We start from the raw sequence: 16,443 nt of genomic DNA on the forward strand, positions 1-16,443 counted from the left end.
AGTCACCGGAAACCCAGGTGTGCCGGGGTGCGTGGGCGAGTAACGTGCGGGCCATGTCGAGCCCCGAGTCGGACGAGGTGGGGGCTTTCGGTCACGCCGTCAGCCCCCTGAACCACTAAGTCCTGCCGTCCCCGCCACCCCGCCGCGCGCTGCGGCCGGGTCGGACGCGCGTGCCTTCGGTTGCTGACCGCGGTGACGAGATGACCGTCTCGTGCTTCTCCTCACCCGGAGCCCCTTGATGCCTCTCCCGCTGTATCTGCTCGCCATGGCGGTCTTCGCCATGGGTACCTCCGAATTCATGCTCGCCGGCCTCCTGCCGGGCATCGCCTCGGACTTCGGCGTCACCGTCGGAGCGGCAGGCACACTCACCTCGGCCTTCGCGATCGGAATGGCCGTCGGCGCCCCGCTCATGGCCGCACTTGCCCGCAACCGGCCGGGGCGGAGCAGCCTTCTCGGGTTCGTCCTCGTGTTCTTGGCCACCCATGTCGTGGGCGCTGCCACCACGAGCTTCCTGGTCCTGTCCGCGACCCGGGTGGTCTCGGCGCTCGCGAACGCCGGGTTCCTCGCCGTGGCTCTGACCACTGCCGCCACCCTCGTCCCGCCCGACAAGAAGGGGCGTGCGCTGGCGGTGCTGCTGTCCGGCACGACGGTGGCCACGATCGCCGGCGTCCCAGCGGGTTCGGTGCTCGGCACACTGCTCGGCTGGCGTGCCGCTTTCTGGGCTGTCGCTGTTCTCTGCCTTCCCGCGGCGCTCGGCATCCTCACGGGAGTCCCGGCGCGGGCCGCGGCGGACGGCCTCGTCGGCGGTCCGGCCCTGCGGTCGGAGCTCGCACAGCTCCGAAGGCCGCGAGTGATCCTCGTCATGCTGCTCGGCGCGCTGGTCAACGCGGCGACCTTCGCGAGCTTCACCTTCCTCGCCCCTGTCGTGACCGACACGGCCGGGCTCGGCGCGCTGTGGATCCCCATGGCCCTAGTGCTCTTCGGTGCCGGTTCCCTCGTCGGTGTCACGCTCGCCGGACGCCTCTCCGACCGGCGCCCCGGCCTGGTCCTCGCCTTCGGCGGCCCGCTGCTGCTCGTCGGCTGGCCGGCTCTGGCCCTGCTGGCCGACAAGCCGGTCGCTCTGCTGACCCTCGTGTTCGTGCAAGGCGCGCTGTCCTTCGCGCTGGGCAGCACACTGATCACGCGAGTCCTCTACGAGGCCGCAGGAGCCCCCACCATGGCCGGCTCCTACGCGACCGCGGCCCTCAACGTCGGCGCCGCCGCCGGACCGCTGATCGCCGCGGCTGCCCTCGGCACCGCGGCCGGGGGCCTCGGGCCGCTCTGGGCGAGCGCACTCCTCGTCCTGGTCGCGCTCCTCATCGCGTACCCCTTGCGTGGGGTGATCGCAGCGGGGCCGGTCGAAGCGGCAGAGACCAGTAGGGTGGCCCGTCATGGACGGGGGCTCGGGAATTGAGATGGTCGCGGTACCGCCGGGGCGGGTGACGCTGTCGGATCGGCGGACGCAGCGCGGTTGGGCGGTCGATGTCGCGCCGTTCCGGATGGCTGCCTTCCCGGTCACGCAGTCGTTGTACGCCCAGGTCACCGGCGTGCGGCCGAGTACCGCCCAGGGCGACCGGCTGCCCGTGGAGGGTGTGTCGTGGTGGGACGCGGTCCGCTTCTGCAACGCGTTGTCCTCGCGCGAGGGGCTGACGCCCGCGTACCGCCTCTCCTCCGACGACGAGACGGTCGAATGGGATGCCTCCGCCGAGGGGCACCGGCTCCCGACCGAGGCCGAATGGGAGCACGCCTGCCGCGCGGGGACGACCGGCCCCCGGTACGGCCCGCTCGACGACGTCGCCTGGTACGGGGACAACTCGGAGGGGTGCATCCGCCCTGTCGGCGGTAAGCGGCCCAACGCCTGGGGTCTGTACGACATGCTGGGCAACGTGTGGGACTGGTGCTGGGACGTCTACGACGCCGAGGTGTACGGCACCTACCGGGTGCTCCGCGGCGGCGGATGGTCCGACGAGCACTGGAGCTGCCGGGCCTCGGTGCGGCGGCGCAGCCACCCGACCTTCCGGATCGACGATGTGGGATTCCGCACGGCGTGCTCGCTGCCGGCGCGGCTGTGACGTCTCCTTCTGATCGGTCCGCCACCTTCCGCCCCTGCGTGCGGCGGCGGAACCGCCCTGTGCGCATCCGGTGATCAGACGTGGGTGATCACCGGTATGCCGACATTCGTGGCGGATCGCACGTCCGCGGAGTGCCCGGATTATCGGATCCTCGTCCTACGCTGGATGCCATGTCCCACACCCTGCGTTCTCCCGTCCAGCCGGATGCCGATGCCTTGAATTCGGCGATCCGAGAGCTGTGGGCGCGCGCCGGCGGGCAGCTGTCGCCGGACGAGCACCGGATCTATCAGCGCCTCGTCGTCCTCTGGGCTGCGGCACAGCAGGGGGACATCACCTCGGCGGCGTAGCCCCGCCGCGCGGCGTCTCCCCGTACGCGTACCCACACTCGTACTCGTGCCCGTACGAGGGACGGTGGCTTGATAGGGAGCGGCTCAGCGGTGGCACCGCCGGGGAGCGGCGGCGCCCGCTGGTACGTCTCTACGAGAAGAAACGTTTCTGCTGACCACTGCTGTGGTGGGGCGGGTGGGACTCGAACCCACGGCCGACGGATTATGAGTCCGCTGCTCTAACCGGCTGAGCTACCGCCCCTTACGGCGCGTCGCGCACATTTGTGCGCGCCGTCTGCCGCAGCATAGCCGCTCATACGATCTCCTGCTCCGGATGGTCGGCATACGCACGCCCATGAAGACCGCGCTGAGCGCTGCGCGGTTCCCGTCACGGTCGGATCGATCCGGGAAGCCTCGGTTTCACCGCCGGAACGCGAAAGAGGACCCCCTCCCAGGGGTCCTCTCCCAGCACCGCTCCCCCGGCTGGACTCGAACCAGCAACCCTCCGGTTAACAGCCGAATGCTCTGCCAATTGAGCTACAGGGGATCGCGCTCCCCCGACTGGACTCGAACCAGTAACCTGCCGGTTAACAGCCGGCTGCTCTGCCAATTGAGCTACAGGGGATTGCTGCGTTGCACCGAACGCACCCACCCGGGGCTTCCCGGGCGGCGCTCGCTCGCTGCGACACATACATTAGCGCAAGCAGGGGGGTGCTCCGCCAATCGGTTCCCCGGGGTGATCTCCGGCCACGCGGGTAGGCGGCCAGCACCAACGCCTTCGGAAGGGTGGCAGCCATGCGGTACAAGCTCGCGTTCGTCGTTGGACTGGCCTTCGGGTACGTGCTCGGCACCCGGGCCGGCCGGGAGAGGTACGAGCAGTTGCGGAAGTCGGCGCGTGACCTCTCGCAGAACCCGGCCGTGCGCAACGCCGCCGAGTCGGCGGCGCACACCGGGCGGGAAGTGGCCGAGAAGGCACTTCACGCCGTGAGCGACAAGGTCGGGGACCGGGTTCCCGAGTCGGTCGCCGAGCGGGTGCGCTCGCTGCGGGAGCGCGGCCAGGGCGGTGAGGACGAGTGGGGAACCACTAATACCTGAGCCGAGCCGCTCAGCGCCTGCGCCCTGCGCCGCTGTAATGCCGGTGACACCCCGGCCGGTCGCGACCGGCCGCGGTACCTGGCGGGCCGTGGTGTGTCCCGAGTGCGGCAGAATCTATGCCCATGGGGATAGTCGCCGGGTTGGACAGTTCGTCGGGTTTCACGCGCATCGTCGTCTGTGACACGGACACGGGCGCCGTACTGCGGCAGGGCTACGCGCCCCACCCCGTCGAGCCGAAGGCCACCGAGGTCGACCCGCAGGCGTGGCTGCTCTCCCTCGGGGAAGCCGCTTCCGGCGGCCTGCTGGAAGGTGTGCAGGCCATCGGCGTCTCCGCGCAGCAGCACGGGTTGCTGCCGCTGGACCCGCAGGGTGCGCTGGTGCGGCCCGCGCTGGTCGGCAACGACAAGCGCGCGCAGGTCGCCGCCGCGGACCTGATCGAGGCGTTCGGCGGCCGTCAGGCGTGGGCCGAGGCCGTCGGCTGCGTACCGCAGGCGGCGCAGCCGGTGGCGAAGCTGCGGTGGCTGGCGCGTACCGAGCCGGAGGCGGCGGCGCGCGTGGCGATGGTGATGCAGCCGCACGACTGGCTGGTGTGGCAGCTGCTGGGCCGGCCGGCGCGCCGCACCACGGACCGGGGGGCGGCTTCCGGTACGGGGTACTGGTCGGCCGGCACCGGTGCGTACCGGCCGGACCTGGTGGAGCTGGCGCTGGGGCACCAGGCCGCGCTGCCGGAGGTCCTGGGACCCGCCGAGGCCGCGGGCGTCACGCCCGAGGGGCTGCTGATCTCCGCGGGGACCGGCGAGACCATGGCCGCCGCGCTGGGGCTCGGGCTCGGGATCGGTGACGCCGTGGTCTCGCTAGGCGCGTCGGGGTCGGTGATGGCCGTGCACCACGAGGCGCTGGCCGACCCGCGAGGCATGATCACGGCGTTCGCGGACGCGACCGGGATGCACCTGCCGGTCGTGCACACCTCGAACGCGGTGCGGGCGCTGCGCGGCACCGCGGAGATGCTGGGCGTGGACAGCCTCGAGGAGCTGTCGGCGCTGGCGCTGAAGTCGACGCCGGGCGCCTCCGGACTCGTACTCCTGCCGTATCTGGAGGGTGAGCGGACGCCGCAGCTGCCGCACACCGCGGGGACTCTGAGCGGGCTGCGGCGCGAGTCGATGAAGCCCGAACATCTGGCGCGGGCGGCTTTCGAGGGCATGCTGTGCTCGCTCGCCGACGCCATGGACGTACTGCGCGGGCGCGGCGTGGAGGTGCGGCGGGTGTTCCTGCTGGGGGCGGCCGCCGAGCTGCCCGCCGTGCAGGCCGCCGCGCCGGCGATCTTCGGCGCGCAGGTCGTCGTGCCGCAGCCGGCGGATTACGCGGCGCTCGGTGCGGCGCGGCAGGCGGCGTGGGCGCTGGGGGTGTCCCACGGTGCGCTGTCGCCGCAGGCTCCGCCGGCCTGGCAGGCGGCCGCGATGCAGGTGTTCGAGCCGGGTGAGGAGCTGGCCGTGGGGCAGGCGGTGCGGCAGCAGTACGGGGCGACGCGGGACCAGCTGCACCCGGGAGCGTTCGAGGCGTGAACGCCCGCGCGCGAAGCCTTTCGCGCCGGGCAACGGGCGGCCAATGCCCCTGCTGCCCGCGATGATCGGCGAAAAGCGCTCGTAAGGGGCCGGGGCGGCGGGGATAGTTGATGGTGTGCTCAGACAACTTCTTCGCCGCCACCTAGGGCCGTACAAACGGCCCATCGTCGTGTTGGTGGTCCTTCAGTTTCTGCAGACCTGCGCCTCCCTCTACCTCCCCAGCCTGAACGCCGACACCATCGACAACGGTGTCGTCCTCGGTGACACGGGCTACATCCTTCGGTTCGGCGCCGTGATGATCGCCGTCTCGGTGGTGCAGGTAGTCTGCAACATCGGCGCCGTCTACTACGGGGCGCGCACGGCGGCCGCGTTGGGCCGGGACGTACGGGCGGCGGTCTTCGACCGGGTGCAGTCGTTCTCGGCGCGGGAGGTCGGGCAGTTCGGGGCGCCGTCCCTCATCACGCGTACGACCAATGACGTCCAGCAGGTCCAGATGCTGGTGCTGATGTCGTTCACTCTGATGGTGTCGGCACCGATCATGTGCGTGGGCGGCATCGTCATGGCGCTCGGGCAGGACGTGCCGCTGTCGTCGGTGCTGCTGGCCGTGGTGCCGGTGCTCGCCCTATCCGTCTCGCTCATCGTGAGGCGGATGCGTCCGCTGTTCCGCACGATGCAGGAGCGGCTGGACGCCGTGAACCGGGTGCTGCGCGAGCAGATCACCGGTAACCGGGTCATCCGTGCCTTCGTACGGGACGCGTACGAGCGGGAGCGGTTCGGGGCGGCGAACGGCGCTCTGACCGACGTGTCCGTGGCGACCGGGCGGCTGATGGCGCTGATGTTCCCGACGGTGATGACCGTGGTGAACGTGTCGAGCGTCGCGGTGGTGTGGTTCGGCGCGCACCGGATCGACAGCGGCGGGATGGGGATCGGGGCGCTGACGGCCTTCCTCGCGTATCTGCTGCAGATCGTGATGGCCGTGATGATGGCCACCTTCATGTTCATGATGGTGCCGCGTGCCGAGGTGTGCGCCGAGCGCATCGAGGAGGTGCTGCGGACCGAGTCGAGCGTCGTGCCGCCGGCGTCACCCGTGCGGGAGCTGGCCCGGCACGGACACCTGGAGATACGGAACGCAGACTTCCGCTATCCGGGCGCCGAGGAGCCGGTACTGCGCGGTGTCGACCTGGTCGCCCGGCCCGGCGAGGTGACGGCGGTCATCGGGTCGACGGGCAGCGGCAAGTCGACCCTGCTGGGGCTGGTGCCCCGGCTGTTCGACGCGACGGGCGGCGAGGTGCTGGTCGACGGCGTCGACGTGCGCGAGCTCGACCCGGCACTGATGGCGCGTACGGTCGGGCTCGTACCGCAGAAGCCGTACCTCTTCTCGGGGACGATCGCGACGAACCTGCGGTACGGGAACCCGGGCGCGACGGACGAGGAGCTGTGGCACGCGCTGGAGGTGGCGCAGGCCGCCGACTTCGTACGGGAGTTGGAGCACGGTCTCGAGGCGCCCATCGCGCAGGGCGGGACGAACGTGTCGGGCGGGCAGCGGCAGCGACTGGCCATCGCGCGGACGCTGGTGCAGCGGCCGGAGATCTATCTCTTCGACGACTCGTTCTCGGCGCTGGACTACGCCACGGACGCGCGCCTGCGGGCCGCGCTGGCGGCGGAGACGGCGGACGCGACGGTCGTGATCGTCGCGCAGCGCGTGTCGACGATCCGCGACGCCGACCGGATCGTCGTCCTCGACGAGGGCCGGGTCGTGGGGGTGGGGCGCCATGAGGAGCTGATGGCGCGCAATGAGACGTACCGGGAGATCGTGCTCTCCCAGCTGACGGAAGCGGAGGCAGCCTGATGGCGGGGCCGGCGGGACGGATGATGGCCGGCGGCGGCCCCGACCAGAGGTCGATGGACTTCAAGGGGTCGGGCAGGCGGCTGCTGCGGCAGCTGGCGCCGGAGAAGGCCACGCTGTGGCTGATGCTGGCGGCCGGTGTGGTGGGCGTGGCGCTGTCGGTGGCCGGGCCGATGATCCTCGGCAAGGCGACGGACCTGGTCTTCGCGGGGGTGGTGGGGCGCGGGATGCCGGAGGGCGCCTCCAAGGAGCAGGCGCTGGAGGCACTGCGGGCGAAGGGCGACGACGGGCTGGCGGACATGCTGTCCGGGGTGGACTTCACGCCCGGGCACGGGATCGACTTCGGCTCCGTGGGTTCGGTGTTGCTGGCGGTGCTGGTGGTGTACGTGGTCGCCGGTGTGACGATGCTGGTGTCGACACGTCTGTCGATCAAGGTGATCAACCGGACCGTGTACCGGATGCGCGAGGACGTCCAGGCGAAGCTGGAGCGGCTGCCGCTGTCGTACTTCGACCGGGCCAAGCGCGGCGAGGTGCTGAGCCGGGTGACGAACGACATCGACAACATCTCGCAGACCATGCAGCAGACCATGGGACAGCTGATCAACTCGGCGCTGACCATCGTGGGCGTGCTGGCCATGATGTTCTGGATCTCACCGTTGCTGGCCCTGGTCGCGCTGGTGACCGTGCCGTTGTCGGTGGTCGTGGCGATGAGGGTCGGCAAGCGGTCGCAGCCGCACTTCGTGCGGCAGTGGCAGTCGACGGGCCGCCTCAACGCCCACATCGAGGAGATGTACAGCGGACACGCGCTGGTCAAGGTCTTCGGGCGGCAGGAGCAAGCAGCCGAGGGCTTCCGGGAGCAGAACGAGGCGCTGTACGAGGCTGGGTTCAAGGCGCAGTTCAACAGCGGGCTCATGCAGCCGCTGATGTTCTTCGTGTCGAACCTCAACTACGTGCTGGTGGCCGTGGTGGGCGGGCTGCGGGTCGCCTCGGGGGCGCTGTCCATCGGGGACGTGCAGGCGTTCGTCCAGTACTCGCGTCAGTTCTCGATGCCGCTGACGCAGGTCGCGTCCATGGCGAACCTGGTGCAGTCGGGTGTCGCGTCCGCCGAGCGCGTCTTCGAGCTGCTGGACGCGGAGGAGCAGGCGCCGGACGCCGCACCGGTGGCGGGCCGGGTCTTCGAGCCGGCGGGGCGGGTCTCCCTGGAGAAGGTGTCGTTCCGATACGAGCCGGACAAGCCGCTCATCGAGGACCTGTCGGTGACGGTCGAGCCGGGGCAGACGGTCGCCATCGTCGGCCCGACGGGCGCGGGCAAGACGACGCTCGTGAACCTGCTGATGCGGTTCTACGAGGTGACAGGCGGCCGCGTCCTCTTCGACGGGGTCGACGCGACCGCGGTGTCGCGCGAGGAACTGCGCTCGCGCATCGGCATGGTGCTCCAGGACACCTGGCTGTTCGGCGGCACGATCGCCGACAACATCGCGTACGGCGCGCCGCGCTCGCGCGAGGTGTCGCGGGAGGAGATCGAGGCGGCGGCGCGGGCCGCGCACGCGGACCGGTTCATCCGGACGCTCCCCGACGGGTACGACACCGTCATCGACGACGAGGGCGCGGGGGTCAGCGCGGGCGAGAAGCAGCTGATCACGATCGCGCGGGCGTTCCTGTCGGACCCGGTGATCCTGATCCTGGACGAGGCGACGAGCTCCGTGGACACGCGCACGGAGGTGCTGATCCAGAAGGCGATGGCGCGGCTGGCGCACGGGCGGACGAGTTTCGTGATCGCTCACCGGCTGTCGACGATCCGCGACGCGGACGTGATCTTGGTGATGGAGAATGGGGCCATCGTCGAACAGGGGACGCACGCGGAGCTGTTGGCGGCGGAGGGCGCGTACGCGCGCCTGTACGCGGCGCAGTTCGCGCAGGCGGTCGCCGAGGTCGACTGACCGTGCGGCGAGGGAAACGGATCAAGGGGGAGCTGGGGAACATGGCGGAAGAGGGCGCGGGCGCGGGAGAGATGGGCGCCGGAGAGATGGGCGCCGGAGAGATGGTCGGGGGTTCGGGCGCGGGTTCGGGCGGAGGTCCGGGCGGGAGCCGCGCCGGGACGGGGCTGGCGCTGTGGCTGCCGATCGGGGTGGCACTGGGGATCAGCCTGGGGCAGCTGAGCGACAACCTGGGGCTGGGCATCGCCTTGGGGCTGAGCCTGGGCGCGGCGGTCGGCGCCGGGGTGGACGCGTCACGCCGTCGGCAGGGGTCGACTGAACATCCTTCATGACCTTTGCGATCGCCTGGGTCGAACCTTGGGCTCTTCCGACGGGCTTCTGGCTATGTCTGGCGTCTTTGGGCGTCTTCTGGCGTCCTTCTGACCGGTCAGTCGAGGTAGCCGCGTAGTTGTTCCGCGAAGGCGTGGTCCCGCAGCTTGCCGAGGGTCTTGGACTCGATCTGGCGGATGCGTTCGCGCGTCACGCCGAAGATCCGTCCGATCTCCTCCAGGGTGCGGGGCCTGCCGTCGATCAAGCCGTAACGGAGCTGGACGACTTTGCGTTCGCGTTCGCCGAGGGTGGAGAGGACCACCTCCAGGTGCTCGCGCAGTAGCAGGAACGCCGCGGACTCGACGGGAGACGCGGCGTCTCCGTCCTCGATGAGGTCGCCGAGCGCGACGTCGTCCTCCTCACCGACCGGCGCGTGCAGCGAGACCGGCTCCTGAGCCAGGCGCAGCACCTCGCCGACCCGCTCGGGCGCCAGGTCCAGGTGGGCGGCGACCTCGTCGTGCGTCGGTTCATAACCGCGCTCCTGGAGCATGCGGCGCTGGACCCGTACGACCCGGTTGATCAGCTCGACGACATGGACCGGCACCCGGATGGTGCGGGCCTGGTCGGCGAGGGCGCGGGACATGGCCTGGCGTATCCACCAGGTCGCGTACGTCGAGAACTTGTAGCCGCGCGCGTAGTCGAACTTCTCCACCGCCCTGATCAGGCCCAGGTTCCCCTCCTGGACGAGGTCGAGCATGGTCAGGCCGCGGCCGACGTACCGCTTCGCGACGGAGACGACGAGACGCAGATTCGCCTCGATGAGGCGGCGCTTGGCCATGCGGCCCATGACGACGAGTCGGTCGAGGTCGAGGGCGAGCTGTGAGTCCAGGTCGGGGGTGCTCGCGAGCTTCTCCTCGGCGAAGAGGCCGGCTTCGACCCGGCGGGCCAGTTCGACCTCCTCGGCGGCGGTGAGGAGCGGTATCCGGCCTATCTCACGCAGGTACTGGCGGAAGAGGTCGGCGGAGGGCCCGCTTCCGGCCCCGGCTGCGGCGGTGGGCCGGCCCACGGGTGGCTCGACGGCCTCGGCGATCTCGGTGACGTCGGCGATCTCGGTGACGTCGGCGATCTCCGGGACCTCGGAGGCATCCTCCGTGTCCGGGACGTCGGGGAGCGCTTCCGGATGGTGGGGCGGCAGGGCCTGCATGGGGACGGCCAGGGCAGTCGCGGTCGCAGTGGCCGTGGCGGGGTCGATGTCGGTCAGGGTCTGGGTCTGCACGGGGGCGACCTCCAGGGTGATCGCTGCCGGTTCGGGGGCGTGCGGCAGCGGGACGGCTGCGGCGGCCGTGCCGCTTTCTTCCGTCCCGTACACGATGAGCGGATCCGCGGGGATGAGTGGCCCACCGTCTGTGGACCGGCCGCGCTCCGAGGACTCAGGCACCGCCCCTTAGTGTGGGGTACGACACATCACCGCCACGAGGGGCGTGCGAGCACTTTTTGCGGGCGGTGCGTGACGGAGCGGTTACGCGGTCAGAGCGCGTCCGCGCCGCGGTTGCGGAGGGACTGGGCGTACTGCTGGAGCACCCACAGCTCGTTCTGAACGGCCGCCAGGCGCTCCGGGTCGCCGTGGGCGCCGAGGCGGGTGAGGGTGCCCTGGACGTCGCGGATGCGGCGGTCCACGGCACGGAGGCGGACGGCGACGAGCTGCATGCCTGCGTACGTCTCGTCGACCACGCGCCCGTGGATCGCCTCCACGGCGAGCTCCGTGACCAGGGCGCGCACCGTGTCGTTGGGCGCGGCGTCCCGCACCCGGGTCAGGTAGTCGGTGGTCCCTTCGATGCCCTGCTCGGCGCCGCCCGCGTCGGCGATGGTCTGGCGCACGGCGGCGTACGGCGGGGCGGTGAACTCGTCGACGCCGTACGCGTCGAAGGCCGGCGAGACCAGAGCGGGGTACTGGAGGGCGAGCTTCAGCAGCTCGCGCTCGGTCTGGTGGACGGGGTTGCGCAGGTTGAGCGCGGGACCGGCAGGGCCGGAGGGGGCGTGGGCATGAGCCTGGGCATGGGCCTGGGGTGAGGTCCCGGGGCGGGGCGTCGCGGGCGCCGGACCTCGGCCGCCGCGGTCCCGGGCCCAGCGGGCGAGCTGGGCGACACGCCGGACGACGAATTGCGTGTCGAGGATGCCGAGCATGCCTGCGAGTTGCACGGCGACCTCGTGCTGCGAGGAGACGTTCTTGATGCGGGCGACGATCGGCGCGGCCTCGTCGAGCGCGGCGGCGCGGCCGGCCGGGGTCTCCAGGTCGTACCGGCCGACGATCTGGCGGAGCGCGAACTCGAAGAGCGGGGTGCGCGGCTCGACGAGCTCCTGGACGGCCTCGTCTCCCTTGGCGAGGCGCAGCTCGCAGGGGTCCATGCCGTCGGGGGCGATGGCGATGTACGTCTCGGCGGCGAACTTCTGGTCGTCCTCGAAGGCGCGCAGAGCGGCCTTCTGGCCGGCGGCGTCGCCGTCGAAGGTGAAGATGACGCGGGCCGAGCCGTTGTCCATGAGCAGCCGGCGCAAGATCTTGATGTGGTCGCCGCCGAAGGCGGTGCCACAAGTGGCGATGGCGGTGGTGACCCCGGCGAGATGGCATGCCATCACGTCGGTGTACCCCTCGACGACCACGGCGCGGCTGGACTTGGCGATGTCCTTCTTGGCCAGGTCGATGCCGTACAGCACCTGGGACTTCTTGTAGATCGGGGTCTCGGGGGTGTTGAGGTACTTGGGTCCGTTGTCGTCGTCGCGGAGCTTGCGCGCGCCGAAGCCGACGACGTCGCCGCCGACGTCCCGGATGGGCCACATCAGGCGGCCGCGGAAGCGGTCGATGGGCCCGCGGCGGCCGTCCTGCGAGAGGCCGGAGAGGATGAGCTCCTTGTCGGAGAAGCCCTTGCCGCGCAGATAGCGGGTGAGGTGGTCCCAGCCGGCGGGGCTGTAGCCGACGGAGAAGTGCTGGGCGGCGGCCTGGTCGAACCCGCGCTCGGCGAGGAACTTCCGCCCTATCTCGGCCTCGGCGCTGTCGAGCTGCTCGACGTAGAACTGGGCGGCGGCCTGGTGTGCCTCGATCAGGCGGATGCGCTCGCCGCGCTGGTGGCCCGGGGTGTAGCCGCCCTCTTCGTACCGCAGGGTGATGCCCGCCTTCGCGGCGAGGCGCTCGACCGTCTCCGAGAAGGAGAGGTGGTCGATCTTCATCACGAAGGCGATGGTGTCGCCGCCCTCCTGGCAGCCGAAGCAGTGGAAGAGACCCTTGCTGGGGCTGACCTGGAAGGAGGGGGACTTCTCGTCGTGGAAGGGGCACAGGCCCTTGAGGTTGCCACCGCCGGCGTTGCGCAGCTGGAGGTACTCGGACACGACGGCGTCGATCGGGACCGCGTCCCGTACCGCCTTCACGTCGTCATCGTTGATCCTGCCGCCTGCCACGCACGAATTCTACGGTTCTACGGGCCGGGCACGACGGTGGTGAGCGGCGTCGCGGGGTCGGCGAGCGCCTCGGGGTCCACGGGGGCGCCGGAACGTACGAGCTGCTGGACGGCATCTGTGACGTCCCACACATTGACGTTCATCCCGGCCAGCACGCGGCGCTCCTTCAGCCAGAAGGCGATGAACTGCCGCTTGCCCGCGTCGCCACGCAGCACCACCTGGTCGTACGAGCCGGGCGGCGCCCAGCCCGAGTACTCCATGCCCAGGTCGTACTGGTCGGAGTAGAAGTACGGGATCCGGTCGTAGGCGACGTCCTGGCCGAGCATGGCGCGGGCGGCCGCCGGGCCGCCGTTGAGGGCGTTGGCCCAGTGCTCGACGCGCAGCCGGAAGCCGAACAGGGGGTGGAGCGCACTCGCCACGTCGCCGACGGCGTGGATGTCGGGGTCGGAGGTGCGCAGGGTGGCGTCGACGGCGATGCCCCCGCCCTCGGCGCGGTCCGCCAGGTCGAGCCCGGCGGCCTCGGCGAGGGCGGTGTTCGGGGCGGCACCGATGGCGATGAGCACCGCGTGCGCCGGGTGCTCGTCGCCGTCGTCGGTGCGGGCGGCCAGCACCATGCCGTCCTGGCCGGTGATCTCGGTCAGGCGGGTGCCGAAGCGGAAGCGGACGCCCCGGTCGGCGTGCAGTTCCATGAAGAACTGGCCGAGCTCGGGGCCGATGACCCGGTGGAGCGGCGTCGGTTCCGGTTCGACGACGGTGACCTCGGCGCCGTACCCGCGGGCCGCTGCGGCGACCTCCAGGCCGATCCAGCCTGCCCCGGCGATCACGAGATGGCCGTTGTCCCGGCCGAGGGAGGCGAGGGTGGAGCGGAGCCGGTCGGCGTCGACGAGGCGGCGCAGCTGGTGCACGCCTCCCAGGCCCGTGCCGGGGATGTCGAGGCGGCGCGGTTCCGCACCGGTGGCGAGGAGCAGCTTGTCGTACCGGATGGTGGTGCCGTCGCTGAGGTGCACGGCCTTCTGGGCGCGGTCGATCGCGGTGACGGGCTGCCCGAGGTGGAGCTCGATGCCGGCGTCGGTGTACCAGCTCGGCTCGTGGACGAAGGCGCTGTCGCGCTCCTCCTTGCCGGTGAGGTAGCCCTTGGAGAGCGGCGGGCGTTCATAGGGGTGGTCGTGTTCGTCACCGACGAGGATGACGCGGCCGGTGAACCCCTCGGAGCGGAGGGTCTCCGCTGCCTTGGCGCCGGCCAGTCCCCCGCCGACGATGACGAAGGTGCGAGGTGCGTCGACCACTGGTTGCCTCCTTGCGGTTCAGGGCGTTCTCCACGCTACGCCGCGGCGGTGCTCCGCTCGGCTAGGGCCGGTCGGCCATGCCGGCTCCGCCTCGGCCCGGCCGTTCAGCGATGCGTCGCCAGGCGGGCGTGCAGGGTGCGGGCCGATGCGTCGGTGAGCGAGGCGATCTGGTCGACGATGACCCGCTTGCGGGCGCGGTCGTCCGGAGCCGCGTCGAACAGCGCGCGGAACTGCGGGTCCAGGCCCTCCGGCGCCCGTACGGTCAGCGCCTCGGCGAGCTCGGCGAGCACGATGCGCTGATCGGCCCGCAGCGCCTCCTGCTCGGCCCGCTGCATGACGTAACGGTCGGCGACGGCCTTGAGCACCGCGCACTCGTTGCGGGTCTCCCGGGGTACGACGAGTGCGGCGCCGTACCGCGTGAGGCGGCCCGAACCGTACGCCTGGCGCGTGGCGCCCTCGGCGGCCAGGCAGAAGCGGCCGATCAGCTGGCTGGTGGCGTCCTTGAGCCGGGCCTGGGCGACGGACGTCCCGTCGTAGCCGTGCGGCCACCACTCCTGCTCGATGAGCCGGTCGAGGGCGTCGGCGAGCTCCTGCGGATCGGTGTCGTCCGGTACGTACCTGCCGATGGCCACCCGCCAGATGTCGGCACGCTCGGGCTCGGCGAGCAGCATGTTGGGGTCGATGTGGCCGGCGTGCAGGCCGTCCTCGAAGTCGTGCACCGAGTACGCGACGTCGTCGGACCAGTCCATGACCTGGGCCTCGAAGCACTTGCGGTGGCGCGGCGCGCCCTGCCGTACCCATTCGAAGACGGGCAGGTCGTCCTCGTAGACCCCGAATTTGGGGGACCCCGGTTCGGTGGGGTGGGCGCCGCGCGGCCACGGGTACTTGGTGGCGGCGTCCAGGGTGGCGCGCGTGAGGTTGAGACCGACGCTGACGAGGTCCCCGGTCGCCTCGCTGGGCACGAACCGCTTGGGTTCGATGCGGGTGAGCAGGCGCAGCGACTGGGCGTTGCCCTCGAATCCGCCGCAGTCCTTGGCGAAGTCGTTGAGCGCCTGTTCGCCGTTGTGCCCGAAGGGTGGGTGCCCCATGTCGTGGGCAAGGCAGGCGGCCTCGACGAGGTCGGGATCGCAGCCGAGTGCGGCGCCCAGCTCTCGGCCGACCTGGGCACACTCCAGGGAGTGGGTCAGCCGGGTGCGGGGGCTGGCGTCCCAGACCGGGCTGCGGGTGCCGGGGGTGACGACCTGCGTCTTGCCGGCCAGGCGGCGTAGCGCCGCGGAGTGCAGCACACGGGCGCGGTCGCGTTGGAAGGCGGTGCGGCCGGGCCGTTTGTCGGGCTCGGTGGCCCAGCGCTCGGTCGCCGCGGGGTCGTAGTACCTCGCCGCGTTGTCGTCGTACGTCGTGTGGTGCGTCGTGGTGTACGCCGTCTCGTCAGCCGTCTCCTCAGGACCTTCCATGCACTGAAGGTAACCGCAGGCACTGACAGCGAACCCGTCAAGCGGAAGCGAGTTCCAGTGGGAGCGGGGTTCCGGTGGAACCGCAGATAATCTCGGCCTGCTCTACAGCCCGGTCGTAACGGTGCAGGACGAGGCGGGCCATGGCCGGATGCGGGCCGAGCGGGGCGGAGGCGATCCACGGCGCGGCGTCGGCGGCACGCGTCGCGAACAGGCCCGGAGCGGTGAAGCAGGACGCGACGGCTATGCGGTGGCGGCCGCGGGCGGCGAGCGCGCGGATCGCCTGCGGGACGGTCGGCGAGGCGGCGGAGGCGTACGCGGGGACGACGGGCACTCCGCCGAGGCGTTCGCTGAGCAGCCGAGCCGTGCGGCGGGTGTCGGCAGCCGATTCGCGGTCGCGCGAGCCCGCGGCGGCGAGCACCACGCCGGTGCTGCGGCTCGTGCCGTGGTCGGAGCGCCAGCCCGCCTCGGCGAGCCGGTCGTAGAGCGCCTCGACGAGCAGCGGGTGCGGGCCGAGCGGGGCGGCGACGCCTACGCGCAGGCCCGGTTCGGCGGCGGCTGCCGCGCCGGGCAGGTCGTGCTTGACGTGATAGCCCCGGCTGAGGAGCAGCGGTACGAGGACGGCGTCGCCGCCGCCCAGGTCGCGCAGGGTGTCGGTGAGGAGTGGCGCGTTCAGCTCGATGTGCCCGAGGCGGACGCGCAGGCCGGGCCGCAGCTCGCGCACCCGGTCGAGCAGCGCCGACACGGCCGGCAGGGCTCGCGGGTCGCGGCTGCCGTGCGCGACGGCGACGAGGGTGGGGCGGTCGGGTGTGGTCATGGGCCTGCGCGTTCCGTTGCGGTGGAGGTGGTGCCGCAGCCGGGGTTGGTTCAGCTGCGTACCCAGCTGCTCGGTGATGCGGCCGAGGAGTTGGGCGGTGGAGTCGAAGGTGCATTCGCGAGGATCTGCCGGCTCCGTCATGAACCGATGGTCACGGGCGGACGTTGCGGGGCCGTTGCGCGGGCGTGACGGAAGTTTTCCACAGGCTCACGGGCTCGCGGGGGCACTGTCAGACCCGTCACCTACTGTGATC

General features: G+C 71.3%; 13 protein-coding genes and 3 tRNA genes. 8 read left to right on the forward strand and 8 right to left on the reverse strand.

Annotated features, from left to right (window positions below; translation table 11 throughout):
• Positions 1 to 238 precede the first annotated feature (238 nt).
• The 3 genes from ABZX67_RS07255 to ABZX67_RS07265 all read left to right on the forward strand — a co-directional run bounded on the left by ABZX67_RS07255 (position 239) and on the right by ABZX67_RS07265 (position 2,458).
• Positions 239 to 1,453 (forward strand): Cmx/CmrA family chloramphenicol efflux MFS transporter, encoded by a 1,215-nt coding sequence (locus ABZX67_RS07255; protein ID WP_355355775.1) that lies wholly within the window; start codon positions 239 to 241, stop codon positions 1,451 to 1,453.
• Positions 1,431 to 2,111 (forward strand): SUMF1/EgtB/PvdO family nonheme iron enzyme, encoded by a 681-nt coding sequence (locus ABZX67_RS07260; protein ID WP_355355777.1) that lies wholly within the window; start codon positions 1,431 to 1,433, stop codon positions 2,109 to 2,111. Before ABZX67_RS07255 ends, ABZX67_RS07260 begins: the two co-directional genes overlap by 23 nt.
• Before the next feature lie 170 nt (positions 2,112 to 2,281).
• Entirely contained in the window at positions 2,282 to 2,458 is a 177-nt protein-coding gene (locus tag ABZX67_RS07265; RefSeq protein ID WP_355355779.1) for a hypothetical protein, read from the forward strand.
• Positions 2,459 to 2,622: 164 nt separating this feature from the next.
• On the opposite strand, the gene ABZX67_RS07270 is transcribed toward ABZX67_RS07265, so the two are convergent.
• The 3 genes from ABZX67_RS07270 to ABZX67_RS07280 form a co-directional block, all read right to left on the reverse strand.
• Positions 2,623 to 2,699 (reverse strand) — tRNA-Ile (locus ABZX67_RS07270).
• A 212-nt stretch (positions 2,700 to 2,911) separates the two neighbouring features.
• Positions 2,912 to 2,984, reverse strand: a tRNA-Asn gene (locus tag ABZX67_RS07275).
• A gap of 5 nt (positions 2,985 to 2,989) precedes the next feature.
• Positions 2,990 to 3,062: transfer RNA gene (locus ABZX67_RS07280), tRNA-Asn, on the reverse strand.
• Between the two features lie 170 nt (positions 3,063 to 3,232).
• On the opposite strand from ABZX67_RS07280, the gene ABZX67_RS07285 reads away from it, so the two are divergent.
• The 5 genes from ABZX67_RS07285 to ABZX67_RS07305 all read left to right on the forward strand — a co-directional run bounded on the left by ABZX67_RS07285 (position 3,233) and on the right by ABZX67_RS07305 (position 9,209).
• Positions 3,233 to 3,532 (forward strand): YtxH domain-containing protein, encoded by a 300-nt coding sequence (locus ABZX67_RS07285; RefSeq protein ID WP_355355781.1) that lies wholly within the window; start codon positions 3,233 to 3,235, stop codon positions 3,530 to 3,532.
• Between the two features lie 122 nt (positions 3,533 to 3,654).
• On the forward strand, positions 3,655 to 5,094 hold the full coding sequence (locus ABZX67_RS07290; protein WP_355355783.1) for an FGGY family carbohydrate kinase: 1,440 nt from the start codon (positions 3,655 to 3,657) through the stop codon (positions 5,092 to 5,094).
• Positions 5,095 to 5,209: 115 nt separating this feature from the next.
• Entirely contained in the window at positions 5,210 to 6,943 is a 1,734-nt protein-coding gene (locus ABZX67_RS07295; RefSeq protein WP_355355785.1) for an ABC transporter ATP-binding protein, read from the forward strand.
• On the forward strand, positions 6,943 to 8,880 hold the full coding sequence (locus tag ABZX67_RS07300; protein ID WP_355355787.1) for an ABC transporter ATP-binding protein: 1,938 nt from the start codon (positions 6,943 to 6,945) through the stop codon (positions 8,878 to 8,880). Before ABZX67_RS07295 ends, ABZX67_RS07300 begins: the two co-directional genes overlap by 1 nt.
• Before the next feature lie 2 nt (positions 8,881 to 8,882).
• Positions 8,883 to 9,209, forward strand: a complete 327-nt coding sequence (locus tag ABZX67_RS07305) for a hypothetical protein (RefSeq protein ID WP_355355790.1) — start codon at positions 8,883 to 8,885, stop codon at positions 9,207 to 9,209.
• Positions 9,210 to 9,304: 95 nt separating this feature from the next.
• On the opposite strand, the gene ABZX67_RS07310 is transcribed toward ABZX67_RS07305, so the two are convergent.
• The 5 genes from ABZX67_RS07310 to ABZX67_RS07330 form a co-directional block, all read right to left on the reverse strand.
• Complete coding sequence (locus tag ABZX67_RS07310; protein WP_355355792.1) at positions 9,305 to 10,624, reverse strand: RNA polymerase sigma factor; 1,320 nt, start codon at positions 10,622 to 10,624, stop codon at positions 9,305 to 9,307.
• Positions 10,625 to 10,713: 89 nt separating this feature from the next.
• Positions 10,714 to 12,636: a DNA primase gene (gene dnaG / locus ABZX67_RS07315; protein ID WP_355355794.1), complete on the reverse strand. Its 1,923-nt coding sequence runs from the start codon at positions 12,634 to 12,636 to the stop codon at positions 10,714 to 10,716.
• Between the two features lie 17 nt (positions 12,637 to 12,653).
• The gene (locus ABZX67_RS07320) at positions 12,654 to 13,922 is read right to left on the reverse strand and encodes an FAD-dependent oxidoreductase (RefSeq protein WP_355355796.1); all 1,269 of its coding nucleotides are present in this window, start codon (positions 13,920 to 13,922) and stop codon (positions 12,654 to 12,656) included.
• A gap of 104 nt (positions 13,923 to 14,026) precedes the next feature.
• Positions 14,027 to 15,376: a deoxyguanosinetriphosphate triphosphohydrolase gene (locus tag ABZX67_RS07325; protein WP_355355798.1), complete on the reverse strand. Its 1,350-nt coding sequence runs from the start codon at positions 15,374 to 15,376 to the stop codon at positions 14,027 to 14,029.
• Between the two features lie 37 nt (positions 15,377 to 15,413).
• Positions 15,414 to 16,331 (reverse strand): sirohydrochlorin chelatase, encoded by a 918-nt coding sequence (locus ABZX67_RS07330; protein WP_355355800.1) that lies wholly within the window; start codon positions 16,329 to 16,331, stop codon positions 15,414 to 15,416.
• Positions 16,332 to 16,443 lie beyond the last annotated feature (112 nt).

It is taken from the genome of Streptomyces sp. NPDC003036 (genome assembly GCF_040611175.1).
GTDB lineage: Bacteria > Actinomycetota > Actinomycetes > Streptomycetales > Streptomycetaceae > Streptomyces.

Bases quoted from the DNA above. Each gene is read 5' to 3' on its own strand.
- ABZX67_RS07255 (WP_355355775.1), top strand. From the start codon at position 239: ATGCCTCTCCCGCTGTATCTGCTCGCCATGGCGGTCTTCGCCATGGGT.
- ABZX67_RS07260 (WP_355355777.1), top strand. From the start codon at position 1,431: ATGGACGGGGGCTCGGGAATTGAGATGGTCGCGGTACCGCCGGGGCGG.
- ABZX67_RS07265 (WP_355355779.1), top strand. From the start codon at position 2,282: ATGTCCCACACCCTGCGTTCTCCCGTCCAGCCGGATGCCGATGCCTTG.
- ABZX67_RS07285 (WP_355355781.1), top strand. From the start codon at position 3,233: ATGCGGTACAAGCTCGCGTTCGTCGTTGGACTGGCCTTCGGGTACGTG.
- ABZX67_RS07290 (WP_355355783.1), top strand. From the start codon at position 3,655: ATGGGGATAGTCGCCGGGTTGGACAGTTCGTCGGGTTTCACGCGCATC.
- ABZX67_RS07300 (WP_355355787.1), top strand. From the start codon at position 6,943: ATGGCGGGGCCGGCGGGACGGATGATGGCCGGCGGCGGCCCCGACCAG.
- ABZX67_RS07325 (WP_355355798.1), bottom strand. From the start codon at position 15,376: ATGGAAGGTCCTGAGGAGACGGCTGACGAGACGGCGTACACCACGACG.
- ABZX67_RS07330 (WP_355355800.1), bottom strand. From the start codon at position 16,331: ATGACGGAGCCGGCAGATCCTCGCGAATGCACCTTCGACTCCACCGCC.